Annotated in this window: 16 protein-coding genes; 12 read left to right on the top strand and 4 right to left on the bottom strand. The window is 39.7% G+C overall.

Annotation, left to right across the window (positions count from 1 at the left end; genetic code table 11):
* The first annotated feature begins 61 nt into the window (after positions 1 to 61).
* Complete coding sequence (locus LPB68_RS18550; protein WP_068656217.1) at positions 62 to 613, top strand: TlpA family protein disulfide reductase; 552 nt, start codon at positions 62 to 64, stop codon at positions 611 to 613.
* A 58-nt stretch (positions 614 to 671) separates the two neighbouring features.
* Here LPB68_RS18550 and cimA read toward each other — a convergent pair whose 3' ends face one another.
* The gene (gene cimA, locus LPB68_RS18555; RefSeq protein ID WP_068656215.1) at positions 672 to 2291 is read right to left on the bottom strand and encodes a citramalate synthase; all 1620 of its coding nucleotides are present in this window, start codon (positions 2289 to 2291) and stop codon (positions 672 to 674) included.
* Positions 2292 to 2458: 167 nt separating this feature from the next.
* Between cimA and LPB68_RS18560 the strand changes: the two genes are divergently transcribed.
* From LPB68_RS18560 to LPB68_RS18570, 3 genes are all read left to right on the top strand, one after another.
* Positions 2459 to 3739 (top strand): DNA polymerase IV, encoded by a 1281-nt coding sequence (locus LPB68_RS18560; protein WP_068656213.1) that lies wholly within the window; start codon positions 2459 to 2461, stop codon positions 3737 to 3739.
* A gap of 136 nt (positions 3740 to 3875) precedes the next feature.
* Positions 3876 to 4118 (top strand): ferredoxin, encoded by a 243-nt coding sequence (locus tag LPB68_RS18565; protein ID WP_068656212.1) that lies wholly within the window; start codon positions 3876 to 3878, stop codon positions 4116 to 4118.
* A 128-nt stretch (positions 4119 to 4246) separates the two neighbouring features.
* The gene (locus LPB68_RS18570) at positions 4247 to 5674 is read left to right on the top strand and encodes a L,D-transpeptidase (RefSeq protein WP_232510169.1); all 1428 of its coding nucleotides are present in this window, start codon (positions 4247 to 4249) and stop codon (positions 5672 to 5674) included.
* On the opposite strand, the gene LPB68_RS23690 is transcribed toward LPB68_RS18570, so the two are convergent.
* On the bottom strand, positions 5671 to 5805 hold the full coding sequence (locus tag LPB68_RS23690) for a hypothetical protein (protein WP_257786619.1): 135 nt from the start codon (positions 5803 to 5805) through the stop codon (positions 5671 to 5673). The genes LPB68_RS18570 and LPB68_RS23690 overlap by 4 nt on opposite strands.
* A 188-nt stretch (positions 5806 to 5993) precedes the next feature.
* Between LPB68_RS23690 and LPB68_RS18575 the strand changes: the two genes are divergently transcribed.
* The 5 genes from LPB68_RS18575 to LPB68_RS18595 all read left to right on the top strand — a co-directional run bounded on the left by LPB68_RS18575 (position 5994) and on the right by LPB68_RS18595 (position 10089).
* Entirely contained in the window at positions 5994 to 7088 is a 1095-nt protein-coding gene (locus tag LPB68_RS18575) for a quinone-dependent dihydroorotate dehydrogenase (protein ID WP_068656692.1), read from the top strand.
* 34 nt (positions 7089 to 7122) lie between these two features.
* Positions 7123 to 7935, top strand: a complete 813-nt coding sequence (gene yjbM, locus LPB68_RS18580) for a GTP diphosphokinase (protein WP_068656690.1) — start codon at positions 7123 to 7125, stop codon at positions 7933 to 7935.
* Entirely contained in the window at positions 7925 to 8386 is a 462-nt protein-coding gene (locus LPB68_RS18585; RefSeq protein WP_068656208.1) for a DUF309 domain-containing protein, read from the top strand. Before yjbM ends, LPB68_RS18585 begins: the two co-directional genes overlap by 11 nt.
* A gap of 117 nt (positions 8387 to 8503) precedes the next feature.
* Positions 8504 to 9256, top strand: a complete 753-nt coding sequence (locus LPB68_RS18590; RefSeq protein WP_068656206.1) for a pseudouridine synthase — start codon at positions 8504 to 8506, stop codon at positions 9254 to 9256.
* A gap of 32 nt (positions 9257 to 9288) precedes the next feature.
* Positions 9289 to 10089 carry a Cof-type HAD-IIB family hydrolase gene (locus LPB68_RS18595; protein WP_068656204.1) on the top strand — a complete coding sequence of 267 codons (801 nt, stop codon included), beginning with the start codon at positions 9289 to 9291 and terminating at the stop codon, positions 10087 to 10089.
* Between the two features lie 34 nt (positions 10090 to 10123).
* On the opposite strand, the gene LPB68_RS18600 is transcribed toward LPB68_RS18595, so the two are convergent.
* Complete coding sequence (locus LPB68_RS18600) at positions 10124 to 11287, bottom strand: sensor domain-containing diguanylate cyclase (RefSeq protein WP_068656203.1); 1164 nt, start codon at positions 11285 to 11287, stop codon at positions 10124 to 10126.
* A 119-nt stretch (positions 11288 to 11406) separates the two neighbouring features.
* Between LPB68_RS18600 and LPB68_RS18605 the strand changes: the two genes are divergently transcribed.
* Genes LPB68_RS18605 through LPB68_RS18615 form a run of 3 tightly spaced genes read left to right on the top strand, consistent with a single transcriptional unit; the run spans position 11407 to position 17041 of the window.
* Positions 11407 to 12549 carry a glycosyltransferase family 4 protein gene (locus LPB68_RS18605; protein ID WP_068656201.1) on the top strand — a complete coding sequence of 381 codons (1143 nt, stop codon included), beginning with the start codon at positions 11407 to 11409 and terminating at the stop codon, positions 12547 to 12549.
* Complete coding sequence (locus LPB68_RS18610) at positions 12546 to 13853, top strand: metallophosphoesterase family protein (RefSeq protein ID WP_068656199.1); 1308 nt, start codon at positions 12546 to 12548, stop codon at positions 13851 to 13853. The genes LPB68_RS18605 and LPB68_RS18610 overlap by 4 nt, the downstream gene beginning before the upstream one ends.
* Entirely contained in the window at positions 13850 to 17041 is a 3192-nt protein-coding gene (locus tag LPB68_RS18615) for an AAA family ATPase (protein WP_068656197.1), read from the top strand. Before LPB68_RS18610 ends, LPB68_RS18615 begins: the two co-directional genes overlap by 4 nt.
* Here the strand turns inward: LPB68_RS18615 and LPB68_RS18620 are convergent.
* Complete coding sequence (locus LPB68_RS18620; RefSeq protein ID WP_068656195.1) at positions 17016 to 18044, bottom strand: YkvI family membrane protein; 1029 nt, start codon at positions 18042 to 18044, stop codon at positions 17016 to 17018. The genes LPB68_RS18615 and LPB68_RS18620 overlap by 26 nt on opposite strands.
* Positions 18045 to 18064 lie beyond the last annotated feature (20 nt).

Here is an 18064-nt window from a genome sequence, read left to right on the forward strand (position 1 = left end):
GTTATTTAATAAAGAGGGTAGAATAGTACATAATGACGTAAAGAAAAGGAATCGAAACATCATGAAGAAAAAAATAACGATATGGATTGGGATATTGATACTCGTTACTTTAGCTATTTTTCAGAATTCAGATGCTGGAGTACAAACTGTTTTTAAGATGGATAAGCCACTCCCGACAGAGTCTGGACCTGAAGCAGGATTACTAGCACCAGCCTTCTCAACAACAGGATTGGATGGTAATTTATACAATGTAGGTGGAGAACAAGAGAAAGCAATTATAGTGAATTTCTGGGCTTCGTGGTGTGATCCCTGTAAGATAGAGGCTCCAGATTTAGTTAGAATAGCTGATACTTACCAGAATGAACTTTCTATTTATGGTGTGAATGTAACCAAGTTCGACAATAAGAAGAATGCTATGAAATTTGTCGAGAACTACCATTTGACGTTCCCAGTCATGCTAGACATAGATGGAACCATATTTGATCAGTATAGAGGAGCTGCTTTTCCAACGAATGTATTGATCGACAAGCAAGGTGTTATACGGGAAATTATTCTCGGAGCGATTTCTGCGGAGGAATTGGAGAAGAAAGTGAAAAAGTTAATAAAATCATAGTGGTATACAATAAAACCTCGGTGCCCTTTATGGACATCGAGGTTTTTGACTGTGATCTCTAATGATTAACAAGACCATGCTGACTTTCAATATTTGAATGTTTATCATTCTGATTAATCTGACCAAGAAGTGCATAACGTATACTATCAACTAATGCTTCCCAACTAGCTTCAATCACATTTCCTGATACTCCAACTGTATTCCATGTATTGCTTACATTTTTAGATTCAATAAGAACGCGTACTTTAGCAGCAGTAGCATCTTTCTCATCAAGAACACGGACCTTATAATCAGACAAATGCATTTCTTGTAGCGATGGAAAGGATTGAACAAGAGCTTTTCGTAAAGCGTTATCGAGTGCGTTGACAGGTCCATTTCCTTCAGCCGCCGTATATACGCTCTGACCATCAATGTTTACTTTGACAAATGCTTCAGACACTACAGGTTGACCTGCGCTTTTCTCAACAAGCATTTTGAAAGATTCGAAGGTGAAAAGTTCGGAAATTTGTCCGTTAGCTTCACGAAGTAAGAGCTCCAATGAAGCGTCTGCAGCTTCAAATTGATATCCTTGATGTTCTAAGTCTTTTATCTTATCAATCACCTTACTGGAATTTTCGTTGCTAGGATCAAATTCTAGACCCATTTCCTTGGCTTTAGACAATATATTACTCTGACCAGCTAATTCAGAAACGAGGATCCGTTGTTTATTCCCAATTAATTCTGGTGAGATATGTTCGTACGTACGAGAATCTCTAAGGATGGCAGAGACGTGAATGCCTCCTTTATGAGCGAATGCCGCACCACCAACATATGGCTGGTTCACAGGCATGTGTACGTTAGCGATTTCACTTATAAAACGAGCAGTATTGGATAGTTGTTTCAATGAATCTGCTTGAATGCAGTCATATCCCATTTTTAGTTGTAAGGTTGGAATAATCGAGCAAAGATTTGCATTTCCGCAACGTTCTCCATATCCATTTATCGTTCCTTGAATTTGTCTCGCACCCGCTTGGATAGCACTTAGCGAGTTAGCCACAGCAAGTTCGCAGTCATTATGGGTATGAATACTGAGGTTCGCCTGTGGTAAGTTAGAAACAACTGTGGACACGATATCATAAACTTCATGTGGAAGTGTTCCACCGTTCGTATCGCACATGGTGATCCAGTCTGCTCCAGCTTCTGCTGCTTTTGTGATAACAGAAAGTGCATATTCTGGATTATTCTTATAACCATCGAAGAAATGCTCGGCATCGAAGATAACCTCAAGCCCGTTCTGTTTTAAATATAATATAGAGTCGTAAATCATGGCTAAATTCTCTTCCAATGTTGTCTGAAGTGCCGTATGCACATGGAAATCCCATGACTTACCTACTAAGGTTGCAGCTTGTGCGCCTGATTCCAGAATGCACTGTAGATTGCGGTCTTGTGACGCTTCCGTATTTTTACGTCGTGTACTTCCGAATGCCGTGATTTTTGCACGTAGTCCCAATTCTTGAACTCTTTTGAAAAATTCAATATCTTTGCTATTGCTTCCTGGAATGCCACCTTCAATATAATGAACACCGAGATCATCAAGTTTTTTGGCAATTTTTAATTTATCATCCGCAGATAAACTGACTCCCTCTCCTTGGGTGCCATCTCGTAGGGTTGTATCGAATATAGAAATAGATGCAGACATGGTAGCCCTCCTTGGGAAGTCTGTATTAACATTTTTATAGTTCATTATTATAGCACTTCTACACTGGAATGTAACAAAGAAATACATATTTTTAATAAAAAGCAGATCTTAGTTTCAGGGTATGCTAAGATTATTGTTATTTATATGAAAGAATAAGGGGAATTAATGTGAGGGAAATCGATGAATATTATCCAGCCCATGGCAGGGTTATACTTCATGTCGATATGAATGCATTCTACTGCTCAGTACATGAAGCGGAAGATCCTGATCAATACCGTGGTAAACCAACTGCTGTAGCGGGTAGTGTGGAGCTTCGTAAGGGAATTATTGTGACTTGTTCCTATGCTGCAAGACGAATAGGAATATCAACCGGAATGTCAGTACATCAGGCGCTCAAGAAGTGTCCACACTTAATCGTTATATCTCCGGATTTCAATTTATATCGCCGCTATTCTAATGCTTTTATGAAGATAGCTTATGAATATACACCTTGTATGGAAGCCACCTCGATCGACGAGTGTTACTTAGATATTACAGGATCTAAGCAATTTGGTACACCACAAGAGATTGCCTCAATCATTCAGAAGAGAGTTTATGAAGAACTCCATCTTCCATGCTCTATAGGGATTGCACCAAATAAGCTACTTGCGAAGATGGCTTCAGATATGAAAAAACCTAATGGTTTAACGATACTTCGTATTCGTGATGTTCCAAAGGTTTTGTGGGATAAGCCCTGTGGTGAATTATTCGGTATTGGTGGAAGAACGGCAGACAAATTACGTAAACTTAACATCCATACGATTGGGCAATTAGCCAAGACTGATGAGAATTTATTGATGCAGAACTTTGGTGTGCTCGGGAGTTGGATGAAAAGGGCAGCTAATGGTATTGATCATTCTCCAGTGTTGGAAGAGCAAGAACAGAGTAAATCGATTGGCCATACAACGACACTTCCTATGGATATATGCTTGAAAGAGGACATTCATCGTGTACTTCTTAACCTAAGTGATCAGGTAGCACGTAGGCTTCGACGGAAGCAGTTGGTTGCGGGAGCCGTACAAATTACAATTCGTACACCCGATATGAAGACGATTACTCGGACACATACACTGGATTCATCAACAGATATTACTGAAGATATTTATGAGGAAGCTTGTTCATTATATAGAGAACACTGGAGTTGGGATAAGCCAGTTCGCTTGTTAGGTGTAACACTCCAACATCTAATATCAAAAGAAGATTCTGCGATTCAATTGGATCTTTTTGATTATGAGAAGCAACCCAAGAAAGAATCTTTAACGAAGGCGATGGATTTGATGCGTAATAAGTATGGTGAGAATGCGATTTTGACTGCGGGGATGTTAGGTAATGATCCCTCAACATTAATTAGAAACCACAAAATAAGAGGAACATCATTACAGATGGATTTTAGAGAAAAAGGTGAATAATCTTTGTCATAAGGTTGATTCCAATTGGTAATTATATTTGAAATGAATTGAAAATTCATTTTTAATAGTTTAATATTATGAATGATGATTCTTGGAATAGGACTGTAATGAATGGATATACAGGAGGAAGAGAAAAATGGCTAAATATACATGGGTTGAAAAAGATACATGCATAGCATGTGGTGCGTGTGGTGCAACAGCACCAGATATTTATGATTATGATGATGAAGGACTAGCTGAAGTGATCTATGGTGAAGATGGTAATCATGGTGTAACTGTGATTCCTGAAGATTTATATGATGATCTAGATGACGCATGCGATGGTTGCCCAACAGATTCAATCAAGATCGCTGATGAACCGTTTAATAAAGAAGGTTAATATAACTTTCAGATTAGACTGAAATCATAATATAGACATTTCTCATGAAATTGTAATTCGTGAGAGATGTCTATTTTTTTATCCGTTCTGCCGATATAAATATTATCAAGTCATCATTTTGGAGGTGTATGGTGAAAAACTCGATATTCCTCAAAAAATATGTAGAGCAGCATCCAGAGAATAAGATGGGATGGTATTTACTCGGTAAGGAATATGAAAAGAACGGTGAGGAAGGTAAAGCTAATTATTGTTTTAATCAATCTAGTGACGTATATGAAGCTTTCGAACATAGTAGGGTGCCAGATGATGTATGGAAAGAATACCAAGATAGATTATTTCATCAGTCACGCAATAGAGAACGACGTACATATAAAATACGATTGTTGTTATTAACATTGATGTTCTTATTTCTAATCTTAGCACCACTGGAAGCTCCTGGAGTTACGGTTGCATCCATTCCTGCTGAGAAACAGACCTTAACCAATGATACGGAGAAGAATCAGGCTGACAATGTGACTGAAGTCAAAGTGAAAGATACCGCTTCTATCAACATTCCTACATTTACAGCTCAACATCGTGGTTCATCTCAAGAAACAGCCCGAAATCTAGCATTATTGTTGGATTATTCGAGCGCATTACCGATTAAGATGGCTGTTCTGGGTATGGAGCGTAAAGATAAATGGTTGATATGGAAACAAAATATGCCCCTTACATACACACTAGATAAAATGGCGAATGCACAAATAGTTTTTCAATCCTATGATCCCATGGCTTGTGATTGCACACCACCTGATGCTACAGATCTTAAGGCATCTGCATTAGAATGGGTTAAGAAACAAGAGCAATTGGTGGCATTATCAGGCGCAATACGTTTCTTTGTGCAAGAAAATGGGCGACTCCCAGCAAGGTTAGAAGAACTATCACAGCCATTTCCAAATAATGTGATATCAGGATCGACGGAAGTGATGGAGCAATATTTTGATACAATTAAAGCAAGGTATACTTCATCAACAACACTTGCTGGGAACACAGTTACACTACCTAACAAGGAAGACAGCGGATCGACTACTAATGACAATACCAGTTCTAACGTAGGCGATGATGTTTTTTTTGAACAGCCTCTCGAGATTATTGTTGATAAAGCGAACCATCGATTAGCGGTAGTTAGTGGAAACATCTTGTTGCGAAATTATGAGGTAGGACTAGGGGGTGGCAAGACTCCAGAGGAGGACTTCGTGATCTCTGAAAAAGTTGTTAATCCCAACGGAAGTTCTAATGGTGAATTTGGAAGTCGAGGAATGCAACTATCTACTAGCAATTATGCTATTCACGGAACGGATGAGCCCAATAGCATTGGTCTTGACGAGTCGAATGGATGTATACGTATGACGCAAGAGGATGTAGAAGAGTTATTTGATCTAGTTCCTATGGGGACGAAGGTATCAATAGTCAAAGGGGTCCTACCTGATGAGTTGCTTGTTCCAACGGAACGATATAAATCTCGGCATAGACAGGATCAGACGAACCCCCTTAAAACTTACCATTGGCTGAATTAAATGTTAAGAATGAGTAACACGGTCAAAGCTATAATGACTAGAAATATGCTGATTCCAACCCACAATAGTGCTTTTTTATTGACTTCTTGCTTCGTGTGGTGAATTGCTGGCGGTTTGCGTTTGGTTGTCATATAGATGAACCCTCTTTCCATGAGTATCACTAACTATTCTAATTGTAATGGCTTTTTTGATAAATAGCTATAACTTGGTTATTGATAGAATGGAGAGGATTGATGGGCTGAATCCACTTTCTTTTTGAACTGTAAAAGGCTAAACTATAAGTATAGAGAATACTGTGGATGGAGATGAAGATAAACCTGTGTTATATAGAAATGTGGTAAAACCAATATTTTTTAAATTAGATCCAGAGAAGGCGCATCATCTAGTTATTGGAGGATTACATACTGCTGGCTCCATCCCGGGTGCATCTCATGTATTACGTAGCATATGGGGTGTGAAGGAGTCTTCAGATCTAACCGTTGACTTGTTCGGATTACATTTCCATACACCTGTGGGTCTTGCTGCAGGATTAGATAAGAATGCAGTAGCCGTAAAGGGTTTCTCATCTATAGGATTTGGATTTATGGAAGTAGGAACTGTGACACCGAAGGGACAACCCGGGAATGATCAGCCTCGTCTTTTTAGACTTCCTTCAGATGAAGCACTTGTGAATCGGATGGGGTTTAATAATGATGGAACAGAAGCTATGGCTCGGAGATTTTCCAACCATCCAAAACGACAAATTCCAGTTGCTATTAACATTGGAAAGAATAAAGTAACCCCGAATGAAGAGGCCTATAAAGACTATCAGGAATGTATTCGTTTACTATATCCTCATGGTGATTTTTTCGTCGTGAACATCAGTTCACCGAATACACCAGACTTACGTAATCTGCAATATGGAAGTGAATTATCTTCTCTACTTGCCCATATCATGGATGAAATGAAGGAACAAGCACGTAAACATAACACTAATAAACATATATTGGTCAAAATCGCTCCCGATGTGAGTGATGCTGAACTTGAATCGATGGTTGATGTCCTTCAGTCAAGTGGAGTATCAGGTGTCATTGCGACGAATACAACTTTGTCTCGCGAAGGCTTGAATCATTCCAATGCTAAGGAAAGTGGAGGACTGAGTGGTAAACCATTAACGCAACGATCTACAGATATCATATCTAGAATATATAAACAGAGTCATGGTCAATTACCGATCATTGGTTCTGGTGGGATTTTTACTGGTAAGGACGCTTATGAGAAGATTCGAGCAGGTGCAAGCCTGGTTGAAATATATACAGCACTTATTTACGAAGGGCCAGATGTGAATCGTAAGATCCACGCAGAGTTGAGGAAGTGCCTACGACAAGATGGATTCCGTCATATATCAGAAGCGGTAGGTGCTGATCATCACTGAGGGTGAAAGACTGGAGGTTAAATTATACATGGGAATGGATAATAGAGATTGGGGAATGTTCTTGCTCCCATATGAACAAACGGTTGAGGAATTAAAGGTTAAATTCAAAACGATGCGTGCTGAATTAAAGAAACGTGAAGAATATGCGCCCATTGAATTTGTTACAGGTCGGGTCAAGAAAATATCGAGTATTCTCAATAAAGCTAAACGGTTAGATGTGCCGATGGATAAGCTGGAGACGGGGATCGAGGATATTGCTGGAATTCGAATCATGTGTCAATTCGTAGAGGATATTCGACGGGTAGCGGAATACATTCGTAACCGTAAAGATCTGAAAGTAGTGTATGAGAAGGATTATATTACGAATTATAAAGAAAGTGGATATCGGAGTTTCCATATGATTGTGGAATATCCGGTGCAAACCGCTCTTGGACAAATAGTAGTTCTTGCCGAAATCCAAATACGTACATTAGCTATGAACTTCTGGGCGACGATTGAACATTCACTAAGTTATAAATACCCTGAAAGCTTACCAGATAATATTCGCAAGCGTTTGAAGAAGGCAGGGGAAGCGGCATCCACTTTGGATAATGAGATGTCGAGTATTCGTGAAGATATTTTGGAGGCTCAGAAACAGTTTGAAGATGACTCCAATGTAACTACACGAGTGCTCTCCTTGATTCATCAATTGTACTTTTATCATTTGGTGAATGAAGCGATAACGTTCCAAGAGCGATTTAATGATATTTGGCAAAGACAGGAAATGGATGAGATGAAGTTGCTTCTGGATGAGGTGAAACGACTTATCGCTTTGACAAAAAAAGGTGAGAATACGGATGAAATATGAGGAACTCTACGTTGCCTATCTCATCTATTTCAATCGAGATCAAGATTATTTCGAATGTCATGAAGTATTAGAAGAGCTATGGCTTCGTAACAATCACGATCCTTTATATAAGGGATTGTTACAGGTTGCTGTCGGACTCTATCATTTCCGCAATCACAATCTTATTGGTGGTCGAAAGATGTTGCACAGCGCAGCAGATCAATTGGAGCAATATCCATCACTTTCATTGGGAATTGATCTAGGATTGCTAGTACCACAAGTTCGTCAATATGCTAAGCAAATAGAGCGATATGATGAACAACCGTTTTCTTACTATGATCTGTCCATTGTTATTACTGATTCAGAACTTCAACAAGAAGTTGACATGGCGCAAGCAACACTTAAGCCTAATATTCCGCAACGGCGTGGACCACAACGTCCGGATAGCAATAAGATACATGTTAGCGAATGAAGACGAATAGGTGTAGGATTCAAGATAGTCTTCTCTATGAGGCAACCCACTGTTATGACATAAGTGGGTTGCTTCAAACATATTAAGGATGAGCATAGTGAGTGGAGGAAGATAGATATGAGTGGTGGAGTACGCAAGACCCAAAGAATTGATAAAATTCTAGCACATCTTGGTCATGGATCTAGAAGTGAAATTAAGAGAATGGTCAAACAACGATGTATTACAGTAAATGGCATAGTGCTGAAAGATAGCGGATTACATGTCGATCCATTCAACGATCATATCGAAGTGAATGGAGAGCGGATTGTCTATAAGGAATTTATTTATCTGATGTTGCATAAGCCTCAAGGTGTTGTATCTGCTACGGAAGATAAGCGTGAAGCAACGGTACTGGATCTGTTAGACACTGAGGATGTCGTGTTTGAGCCCTTCCCTGTGGGAAGATTGGATAAAGACACAGAAGGATTACTCCTTTTAACGAATGATGGGAAGTTTGCACATAATCTGTTGTCACCGCGTAAACATGTTCCAAAGACATATGAAGCAAGGGTAGATGGGGATGTTGGCGAGGAAGATATTGCTAAATTTGCGGCAGGAGTCACCTTGGATGATGGGTATGAGACATTGCCTGGTGAACTACATGTGCTTAGTCAAGAACAAGATGGAGATACAATCATATCTATAATTTCTTTAACGATACATGAAGGCAAATTTCATCAAGTGAAGCGAATGTTTGAAGCAGTAGGTAAGAAAGTAATATATCTCAAGCGTGTTCAAATGGGACAGGTAATATTGGATCCCAATCTTGAAATTGGAACATATCGCGAATTGACTTCAGAGGAATTATCCTTGTTAGGCAAGGAAGAATAATAGATAAAGAGATAGAAAGGGATGGATGGATAATGAAATACAAACTGATTGCACTAGATGTAGATGGTACGCTATTGAATGATGACCACGAGATAAGTCAACAGACGAAGGAGACTATAAAAGCAGTGGCTGAGACAGGTGCAGAGATTATCCTTTGTACAGGTCGGGGGCCGTTAAATTCGATTCCTTTCATGGAGGAGATGGGCTTGAGCGGATATGTGATCAGCCATAATGGGGCAGCAACCGCTAAGGTAGATACAAAGGAGATCGTCCATCATTTCGCTATGGAACCTATATCGTTAACACCCTTCATGCAATATTGTCGTGAAAAAGGTATTCACTTTGATATCAATACTCCATATGACATGTATGTTGATAGTGTGGATGGCCTGGAGCCAGTCGTACGCAATATGTATGAGAATTACTTAACGTTACCATTTAATTTGCCCGAATGGAGTTCCATTAAAGAACCTATTGTTAAATTCACCATGTTTGGTGAATCTAAAGTAATCGATGAGGTCTATAAAGATTTAAGTCAGTGGGAATTAGAACTTAATATGCTCCGTAGTGGTGATTATTTCATTGATCTCATGAATAATGAAGCTTCAAAAGGAAACGCATTGAAGCAGCTTGCGATGAAACGTGGTATTCAACAGGAAGAAGTACTAGCCATTGGGAATTACTTCAATGACATCACGATGCTGACATATGCAGGTAAAGGTATCGCAATGGATAATTCCCCTATTGAAGTAAAGGCGGCAGCAGATGAAGTAACGCTTTCTAATAATGAGGGTGGGGTGCATGCTGCACTCCTGAAACATTGTCTTTCTTAAAAAATAGGTAGATGTTAAAAAGAAGCATCGCGGATTATAGTTCCGCTGATGCTTCTTTTTGTCTTGTCGTTTCTTTTCTCGAAGAGGGTAAATGAAAGGGAGAGACCTTGTTTTTCCCCGTTGTTTTGGAACGATACATAGCTTGATCTGCTTGAGACACGAGTTCATCGACTGATACATTCTTTCTAAGACTGCTGTGACCTACACTGATGGTAACAATACTCTCTTGTTCAACACGTGATCGTATGTTCTCAGCGATGATATTTACTTTCGCTCGTTTATCAACTAATGCAGCTACCAACTCTTCTCCACCATACCGCCCAGATAATCCTACGCCAGATACTTCTTCATCAATGATGTCCGCAACTTGTTTCAATACTTGGTCTGCCCTTGCATGTCCTTGGGTATCATTAAGTTTCTTAAAGTTGTCGATATCACAAAAAATAACAGAAACCTTCAATCCTTGATCTACATAACGTTTAACTTGTTTCATAAAAAATCGGCGGTTATAAAGATTGGTCAATCCATCAGTAATGGAGGAACGATAAATAGATTGCATTTGCTCAACAATTCTTTGGAATAGAATAATAAAGATAACCGTGTAATAGAGAAGTGGAAGTAATAAGTGAATCGTATTTAATGTGGCATTGATATGATCTGCGTAGAGAAAGATGATTGAGAGAATAACCCCAATCAGACTGATAACCGAACCTATAATATATTTGATTGGCTGACCAATACGTGGCGTGATTAAGCAGAGCCCTACAATAATTACGATTCCTTGGTATATGTTCAGATAGAATAGTTGTCCCGAAGTTATATTGAGCGGTGTATAGTTTGTTAGAAACAACGGTACTAGGAATAATAGCAACATAAATCCAAGAAGTGCATATCCACGTTTAGTTATTTTTTTGTACAATAGATATACTGAAGTATTTAACAATAGAAAAGAGAATACCTGTAGTCGCGTTGACCAAAGGGTGGAGCTAGATAGGGTATTCCCCTTACTCAGGTAATGGATGTTCATTCCTTCGTATGCGATAATAAAGAGGAAGGCAAACACCATATAAAGATAAGCTTTCTTGCGTTGTCTGCTATACATAATGAGGCACATGACCGTCATAATGAGTACAATGTAAAGACTACATGCGTAAGCGATCCCTGGAATGATCGGCGAAGATCCTGGGACTAATGGCATCTATATTCCTCATTCCTTCAATGAAATTTATGTCCAAATATTAAAACGTATGTTCTTAATATATCATAATTTCTTAAATTCTGAATAGAGAATGACATAATAGAAAGAAGGAATACTCAATGAAGTTATTACAAGCACTTTTCTTCCCACCTGAACAACCAGGTGGTGTATCATCTATGGTCCCTTATATGCAGGAGCGATTCAGTTCATCTCGTTGGGAGATGGAAATATTCTGGTTACCCAAGAGATTGAGAAATAAAGGTCGCGAAGAAGTGGTATTCGATACATTCGACTGGACACTCTATAAAGATAGTGAAATTGTACAAAAGTATATTCAGACCTATCGGGATTATCTATGGTGGGTTCGCATGCGTGTTAAGAAACCATATGAGCTTATTCATGCCCATCATCCGATCGCTGGGCTTGCGCTGAAGCAATTATTCCCGGATACGCCATTGATTCAAACCATCCATTCTAGCTATGAACGAGAGCTTATCCTTAATGGGAAGATTCAAGAGAATGGGCCAGAACATCAATTCTTGGTCTCTCTCTATCACGAGTTAGAACAAAAAAGTGATCGATTAATTACAGTATCTCAATCTTTTGCTGAATATATGTCGTCTTATGTTGATCATCCTGATCACATTCATGTCATCCCGAACGGATTTGATGAGAAACGCTTTAAGCCTATTCCCCACGAGAATGAGATTGCGCAACTTGTAACCGTATGTCGTCTTGTTCCGGCCAAAGGGCTAGACATTCTACTTAAAGCCTGTGCTGAACTTAAATCACGTGGTTATGATTATGTACTTCATATCATCGGTGATGGACCTTATCGTAAAGAACTAGAAGAGTTAGCGCGTCAACTAGGTGTATACAATGAGACGATATTCTATGGATATACACTTCATCCAGAAGAATTTATTCCTTTTTTTGATATATTCGTATTACCGTCTAGAGCGGAGTCTTTCGGATCTGTATTTGCTGAGGCAGCACTGAGTTGTCTTGCCCTTATAGGGAGTGATGTTGGGGGAATTCCAGAACAAATTGATGATGGTGTGAATGGATTGCTAGTACCTGTTGAAGATTATATTGCACTTAGTGAGGCTTTGGAGAAGGTTATAAGTGATCCATCCTATCGGTATGAATTGTCTCGATCAGCATGGGAGAAAGCTAAAAGTGAATATTCACTTACTCATGTCGTTAATCTGCTTAAGAAAATGTATCTAGAATTCGATACCAGCATGAGGGATGTTAAATGAATCCTTTTCGGTTCATCCACGTCGCTGATTTACATCTGGATAGTAAGTTTATTGGCATGAAGGGATTGTCAGATCACATTCGTCAACATTTAAGAGAATCGACATTTAATGCGTTACGTCAATTAATAGAAATTGCGATTGTTGAAAAAGTGGACTTCATTGTCGTTAGTGGTGATGTTTATGATGCAGCAGATAGTTCCTTGAGAGCTCATTTAGCCATACAAGCAGCTTTTGAGGAACTGGGTAGGCATGGTATTCATATTTATGTTATCCATGGAAACCACGACCCTCTAGATGGTCCTAGGTTACAAATCAGAAATGATGACCATGTGCATGTATTTGGACCTGAAGTAGAAAGTGTGATTGCTAGACGACGTCTTGATCAACAGGAGGTCGCAGTTGTGAGTGGGATTTCTTATCCTACTTCAAAAGTGACTGAGAATATGGCTTTGAAATTTCATCGAGATGAAAAGTTATCGCTGTTCCATATTGGGATACTTCATGCCAATGTGGATGGCGATCTTATTCATGAGACGTATTCACCTTGTACTCGTAAAGAGTTGGAAGCCTCGGGGTATGATTATTGGGCACTAGGACATATACATATGCGGCGTGTGATTCAGGAGTATCCTCACATCGTGTACGCTGGAAATATCCAAGGTAGAAGTGTGAAAGAAATCGGTCCTAAGGGATGTTATGTCGTGGACGTATCTGAAGTTGCTTCTGTGCAACTGACCTTTCATGAGTTGGACCAAGTTCGCTGGTTGATAGAGAAAATATCAATAGATGGTATTCATGATATTGATGAATGGCGGATGCGGGTCGAAGAGCAGGTAGAGAGTATCCGTAGTCAGCTTCCAGATCGTATGAGTATCGTACGATGGATTATTACGGGTCGGAGTTCTATTCATCGTGAACTTGAAAGTGGCCATATCGCAGAAGAATTAGAACAAGAATTGAGACGTAGAGAAATCGTTAGAGCAGAAAAGGATCAATTCGGAGGATTGGTCTGGAGCGAAAGCATGTCACTTCAATCGGGAATTGAGATTGATCGTGCTGAGCTAATTCTTGAAGATCATTTTCTAGGCGAATTACTACGGCTAGCAGATAAAATAGAGGCAGATACTGATCTGTCTAAGGAACTGCTAGATAAAGCACTGTCTCCTCTCATGAATAATCGAGAAATCAGATTACTCGTTAATGAGTCTACCGCGGAGGAAAAACAGGAATGGTTAGAACGTGCGGGTGAGCTTGGTGCCGTGTTACTCCTTAACGAAATTGGTGAGGGAGGTAGGAGTGTATGAGAATTGAAAGACTTCAGATTCATGGATTTGGTCACTTGAGAGAATTAGATATTACGCTAAATTCAGGTACAACGATATTCATGGGTCCAAATGAAGCGGGGAAAAGTACGATTCAGCAATTTGTACGCTCAATGTTCTTTGGCATCCCTAGTCGGACCTATCCTACGGAAAGATATGAACCTTTGACGGGCGGAGTTCATGGTGGAGTACTTACTGTGATCGATGCTGAGGGCATGAAATGGAGTATCTCTAGGTTCGCAGCGTCTGGTGAAGGAGGAAGTGGGTCCGGCAACCGAACAGAGAAACTTTCAATCGTTAGAAGTGATGCTTCGGGGCAAGTTCAGAAGGTAACACAGCAAGAAATGGAACGTGAGCTTCTAGGTGGGTTGTCGCGAGAGATGTTCAATCAATTATTTGCCATATCTCTAAGTGAGCTTCAGGAAATACGTTCACTGCAATCCGATGAAATGAATAGTTATTTATTTCATGCAGGTATAGGTGGGGGAACAGAGATTATCCAGGCAGAGCGTAAGCTTAACCAAGAAATGGAGAAGCTTTACAAGCCGAAAGGTAGAGTACAAGAAATATCTAAATTATTGCAAAGTATGGAACAGTTAGGAAAGGAAATTACTGAAAGTAAATCATTTCTTCGAAGATATAATGATAATGTATCATCATGTGCTGAAACATTAGAGAACCTTTCTAGTCAGGAGCAGACTCGACGAGTGTCTACTGACCGTCTACTTTTGTTAAGAAAAGCACAGGATATTAGACCTACGTGGCTTAATTGGAAGGAAGCTAAGCAGGAAGAGTGTTCTTTAGACGTTGTTACGTCATTTCCTGAAGGTGGAATTCGGAGATGGGAATCTCTACAAGTTGAAGCTGATGCTATCTCGTTACGTAGATCACAATGCCTTAGGAATCAAGCAGATTTACAAGCGGTGTTGGATGATTTAATTACAGATACGAGGCTTGGAGAGCAGGGTTCTTTGATTGAACGATTGTACACTCGGAGGGATTCGTATGAGGGGAAGAAAAGTGATCTGCTTGAGGTTTCTGCCGAAGCAACAGCGCTAGATTTACGGGTTATTCGTATCGTTCGTCAAATCGATTCACGTTGGACAAAGAAAGAACTTCAGAATTTCTCAACATCGGTTGGAGAACGGGATATTGTTCGGCGGTATGTTGTAGGGTTCGCTAATTATGATCGTAGAATTGAAAGTTTGGCACTGGAGACGCAACAGATTCGTCAGCATATGGATGCTGCTGAAGATGATTGCCGTAGAGCTCAAATAGGTTATAAGGACGAATTGGATAATGGTCGACAACGCTTTGGAATGATGGTATCTCATAATCCAGAAGAAGTTATGATGTTGTGGAATGATCTACAGAGTGCATTAGAACGGTGGCGTGAGAATCGTTTTTCAAGGTATTCAGTTATTGGACAAGTCGAGATGGATAGGGCTACCAAGAAAAAGAAGAAGAGAATAACGCGTGGATTGTTATGGGGTAGTGTTGCCTTAACGCTTGTCCTTCCTTATCTATTATGGCGTATGGGATTCGTGATACCAGCAATTGTAACGGGTTCGACCTTGTTGATTATAGATGTTATTCTCTATTGGAATGGAGTCATAAAGTACTCTCCACAACGTAGTAAAGCTGCTGACTCTAGTAAACGGGAAGATGAAAGTCAAGATCTAGAAGTGATTACTAAGCTAATGGTTAGTCTTATTTCCGATCCCTTCTCAACAACTAAAAGTGATGGTTCAATAAGCTCTATAGATGCTGGAGAGTTAGAATCAAGTGTTCGTGAATTACGAAAACTGATGGATCAGTGGCAGTTATGGCAACAAAAGTTGGACAAATTGAGAACAGAATTACACATGTTTACAAGCCAGGTTGATGGTTTGGCTCGTGATTTAACCAGAGTCAGAGAGAACATGACGAAAGAAGAAGGGATATTTGAAGAACTGGAGCTAAAGTGGGAGAATTGGTTACAACAACGAGAACTGGATCCTCATCTATCGCCAGAAGCAGTACTAGATATGTTCTTATTGGCAGAGCAAGGGTTGGAAAGTATCGAACAATTGGATAAACTCCAACGAAAAAAGATTCAATTAGAACAAGATTGTCAAGAATATGAAAAAGAATGCATGAGTTTGACTGTGGATGGCTTAAGACCTGTAGACTTATCCCCTACTGCATGGATTGAGTTGAAGAAGAAGGAATGGGATGAGTATCAGGAAAAGATGCATCAGCGTAGTTTGCTACTTGCTAGATTAGAGTCAGTGGAAGAAGAGATAAAGATTGTTTCAGACGAATGGCAACGTATCTCAGTCCTGAGGCAGGAGCTACTCACACTGAGTGGAGCAGATAGTGGAGAAGGCTTCTTACATCGTGGGGCGATTAATAAACGAAGAGAGGAATTGCTAGCTCTTATTAGACAATGGGAGATCACGATGTTTAGTGGATCTGATGATCGTCGTAGAGAAGCCATACTGGATATATTATCAACTCATGATGAGACGGAATTAGAACTAGCAAGTACTCAGAGCGAGAAGGAATTGAACGAGATCGAGGCTCACTTTAATGAGTTGCAACAAAAGCACGGAAGGTTGCTACAAGAGCAAGATCAGCTAGAATTATTATGTCTTCATGATACAGCCGTGCAGAAGCTGGAAGAGCAAAAAGCAGAGTTAAAGCAAATGACAGCGAATTATGCTGTGATGTCTATCTGTTCAGAGCTGATCACTAGAACTCGACGTATTTATGAAGAAGAGAAACAGCCACAAGTATTGAAATTGGCTTCAATTTATTTCGCACGCTTAACGAATGGTGCTTATTCACGTATCGTTATGAAAATGGGAGCAAAGGTGCTGCTAGCTGAACATCGCGAACGTGGTCTAATTGAAAGTGTAAAGCTTAGTCGTGGAACGGCAGAACAAATGTACTTAGCCATGCGACTCGCGTTAGCAGGTACGATGAATTCGCAAATATCGATCCCACTTCTTTTTGACGATATTCTTGTTAACTTTGATCAGGAGAGAATGATATCTGCCTTAACTTTATTGCAGGAAGTATCCCCCACACGCCAGATTATTATGATGACTTGTCATCCCTATGTAGTTCAACATATTCGGGATATTATGCCAACAGCTCATATTATTTCTTTATCAACATCAATTTAACAATCCAGAATAAACTAAGGAATCCGAAGAGTGGGTACAAAACGGACAACAAGTAACTGAAACCAAGTTGGCTGAATAAAAAGCAAGCTAACATGATGGCAATAGAAATTAATCGTGGAGAGACTTTAAAACGTTGCTGTATTTGTAAAGTAATCCCGTAGACATCTGCAACAAAAGTGGTGAAGATCTCTAGAAATATAAGTAGCACATATATCAATTGAACGACGATCCCTAATTGAAATGCAATGCTTCCCATCGGAATCTCAAACTGTGTTATACCTGGCATCTGTGCAGACATGGCGAAATGAGCAGCCATTAGCATAAATCCGACACCTAGACCACCGATGATTCCTCCCCATTTAATGGCTGTAATACTCTCAGTATGGCTCCCCAAGGGGACAAGCACAGCTTGGGCCATAACGAGATTGAAGGCAGTGTATAGTATCGGGGATATCCAGGCCATGGATAAATTAGCGTCAGTGGTTAAAGTTAGAAAATGATCTGCGTTAGGCATTTGCCATGTTCTCGAGATGATAAGCAATGAAATGCTTAACATCATGGGAACAACGATACTATTCATGTATAGTATCGAATGTATTCCTTTGTTAAGTAAGAAATAGGAACCCACAAGCGTGATAATTAGTCCCGTCTGGTAATGAAGATTAAGATGTTGTACAAAGACGGAACCAGCACCTGCCAACATGATGCTATTTACTCCGATCAGGATAAAAAGCATGATGGTACTAATATGACGACCTGATTGTTGCCCAAATAAATACGTGTTCAAGTCCTCATATGACCTGGCATGAATTCTACGAGAAATGATCATCATCTTTGTGCCTAGCCATATAAAAAGTATGGTTGAGAGAAGAATAGTTAGTGTTGCCCACTTTCCATATTGTGTAAAGAACTGGAGGATTTCTTGTCCAGTGGCAAATCCGGCACCAACAACGGTACCTATGTAAGTAAATGCAATTTGCATAATCCGGATTGCGTTTTTCATCTTAATCCCCCCTTGCGTTA

Source organism: Paenibacillus crassostreae, from assembly GCF_001857945.1.
Taxonomy (GTDB): Bacteria; Bacillota; Bacilli; order Paenibacillales; family Paenibacillaceae; genus Paenibacillus_AQ; species Paenibacillus_AQ crassostreae.

Coding starts and splice junctions, on each gene's coding strand:
- LPB68_RS18550 (WP_068656217.1), top strand. CDS start 62: ATGAAGAAAAAAATAACGATATGGATTGGGATATTGATACTCGTTACT.
- cimA (WP_068656215.1), bottom strand. CDS start 2,291: ATGTCTGCATCTATTTCTATATTCGATACAACCCTACGAGATGGCACC.
- LPB68_RS18565 (WP_068656212.1), top strand. CDS start 3,876: ATGGCTAAATATACATGGGTTGAAAAAGATACATGCATAGCATGTGGT.
- LPB68_RS18570 (WP_232510169.1), top strand. CDS start 4,247: ATGGTGAAAAACTCGATATTCCTCAAAAAATATGTAGAGCAGCATCCA.
- LPB68_RS23690 (WP_257786619.1), bottom strand. CDS start 5,805: ATGACAACCAAACGCAAACCGCCAGCAATTCACCACACGAAGCAAGAA.
- yjbM (WP_068656690.1), top strand. CDS start 7,123: ATGGATAATAGAGATTGGGGAATGTTCTTGCTCCCATATGAACAAACG.
- LPB68_RS18585 (WP_068656208.1), top strand. CDS start 7,925: ATGAAATATGAGGAACTCTACGTTGCCTATCTCATCTATTTCAATCGA.
- LPB68_RS18590 (WP_068656206.1), top strand. CDS start 8,504: ATGAGTGGTGGAGTACGCAAGACCCAAAGAATTGATAAAATTCTAGCA.
- LPB68_RS18595 (WP_068656204.1), top strand. CDS start 9,289: ATGAAATACAAACTGATTGCACTAGATGTAGATGGTACGCTATTGAAT.
- LPB68_RS18600 (WP_068656203.1), bottom strand. CDS start 11,287: ATGCCATTAGTCCCAGGATCTTCGCCGATCATTCCAGGGATCGCTTAC.
- LPB68_RS18605 (WP_068656201.1), top strand. CDS start 11,407: ATGAAGTTATTACAAGCACTTTTCTTCCCACCTGAACAACCAGGTGGT.
- LPB68_RS18610 (WP_068656199.1), top strand. CDS start 12,546: ATGAATCCTTTTCGGTTCATCCACGTCGCTGATTTACATCTGGATAGT.
- LPB68_RS18615 (WP_068656197.1), top strand. CDS start 13,850: ATGAGAATTGAAAGACTTCAGATTCATGGATTTGGTCACTTGAGAGAA.
- LPB68_RS18620 (WP_068656195.1), bottom strand. CDS start 18,044: ATGAAAAACGCAATCCGGATTATGCAAATTGCATTTACTTACATAGGT.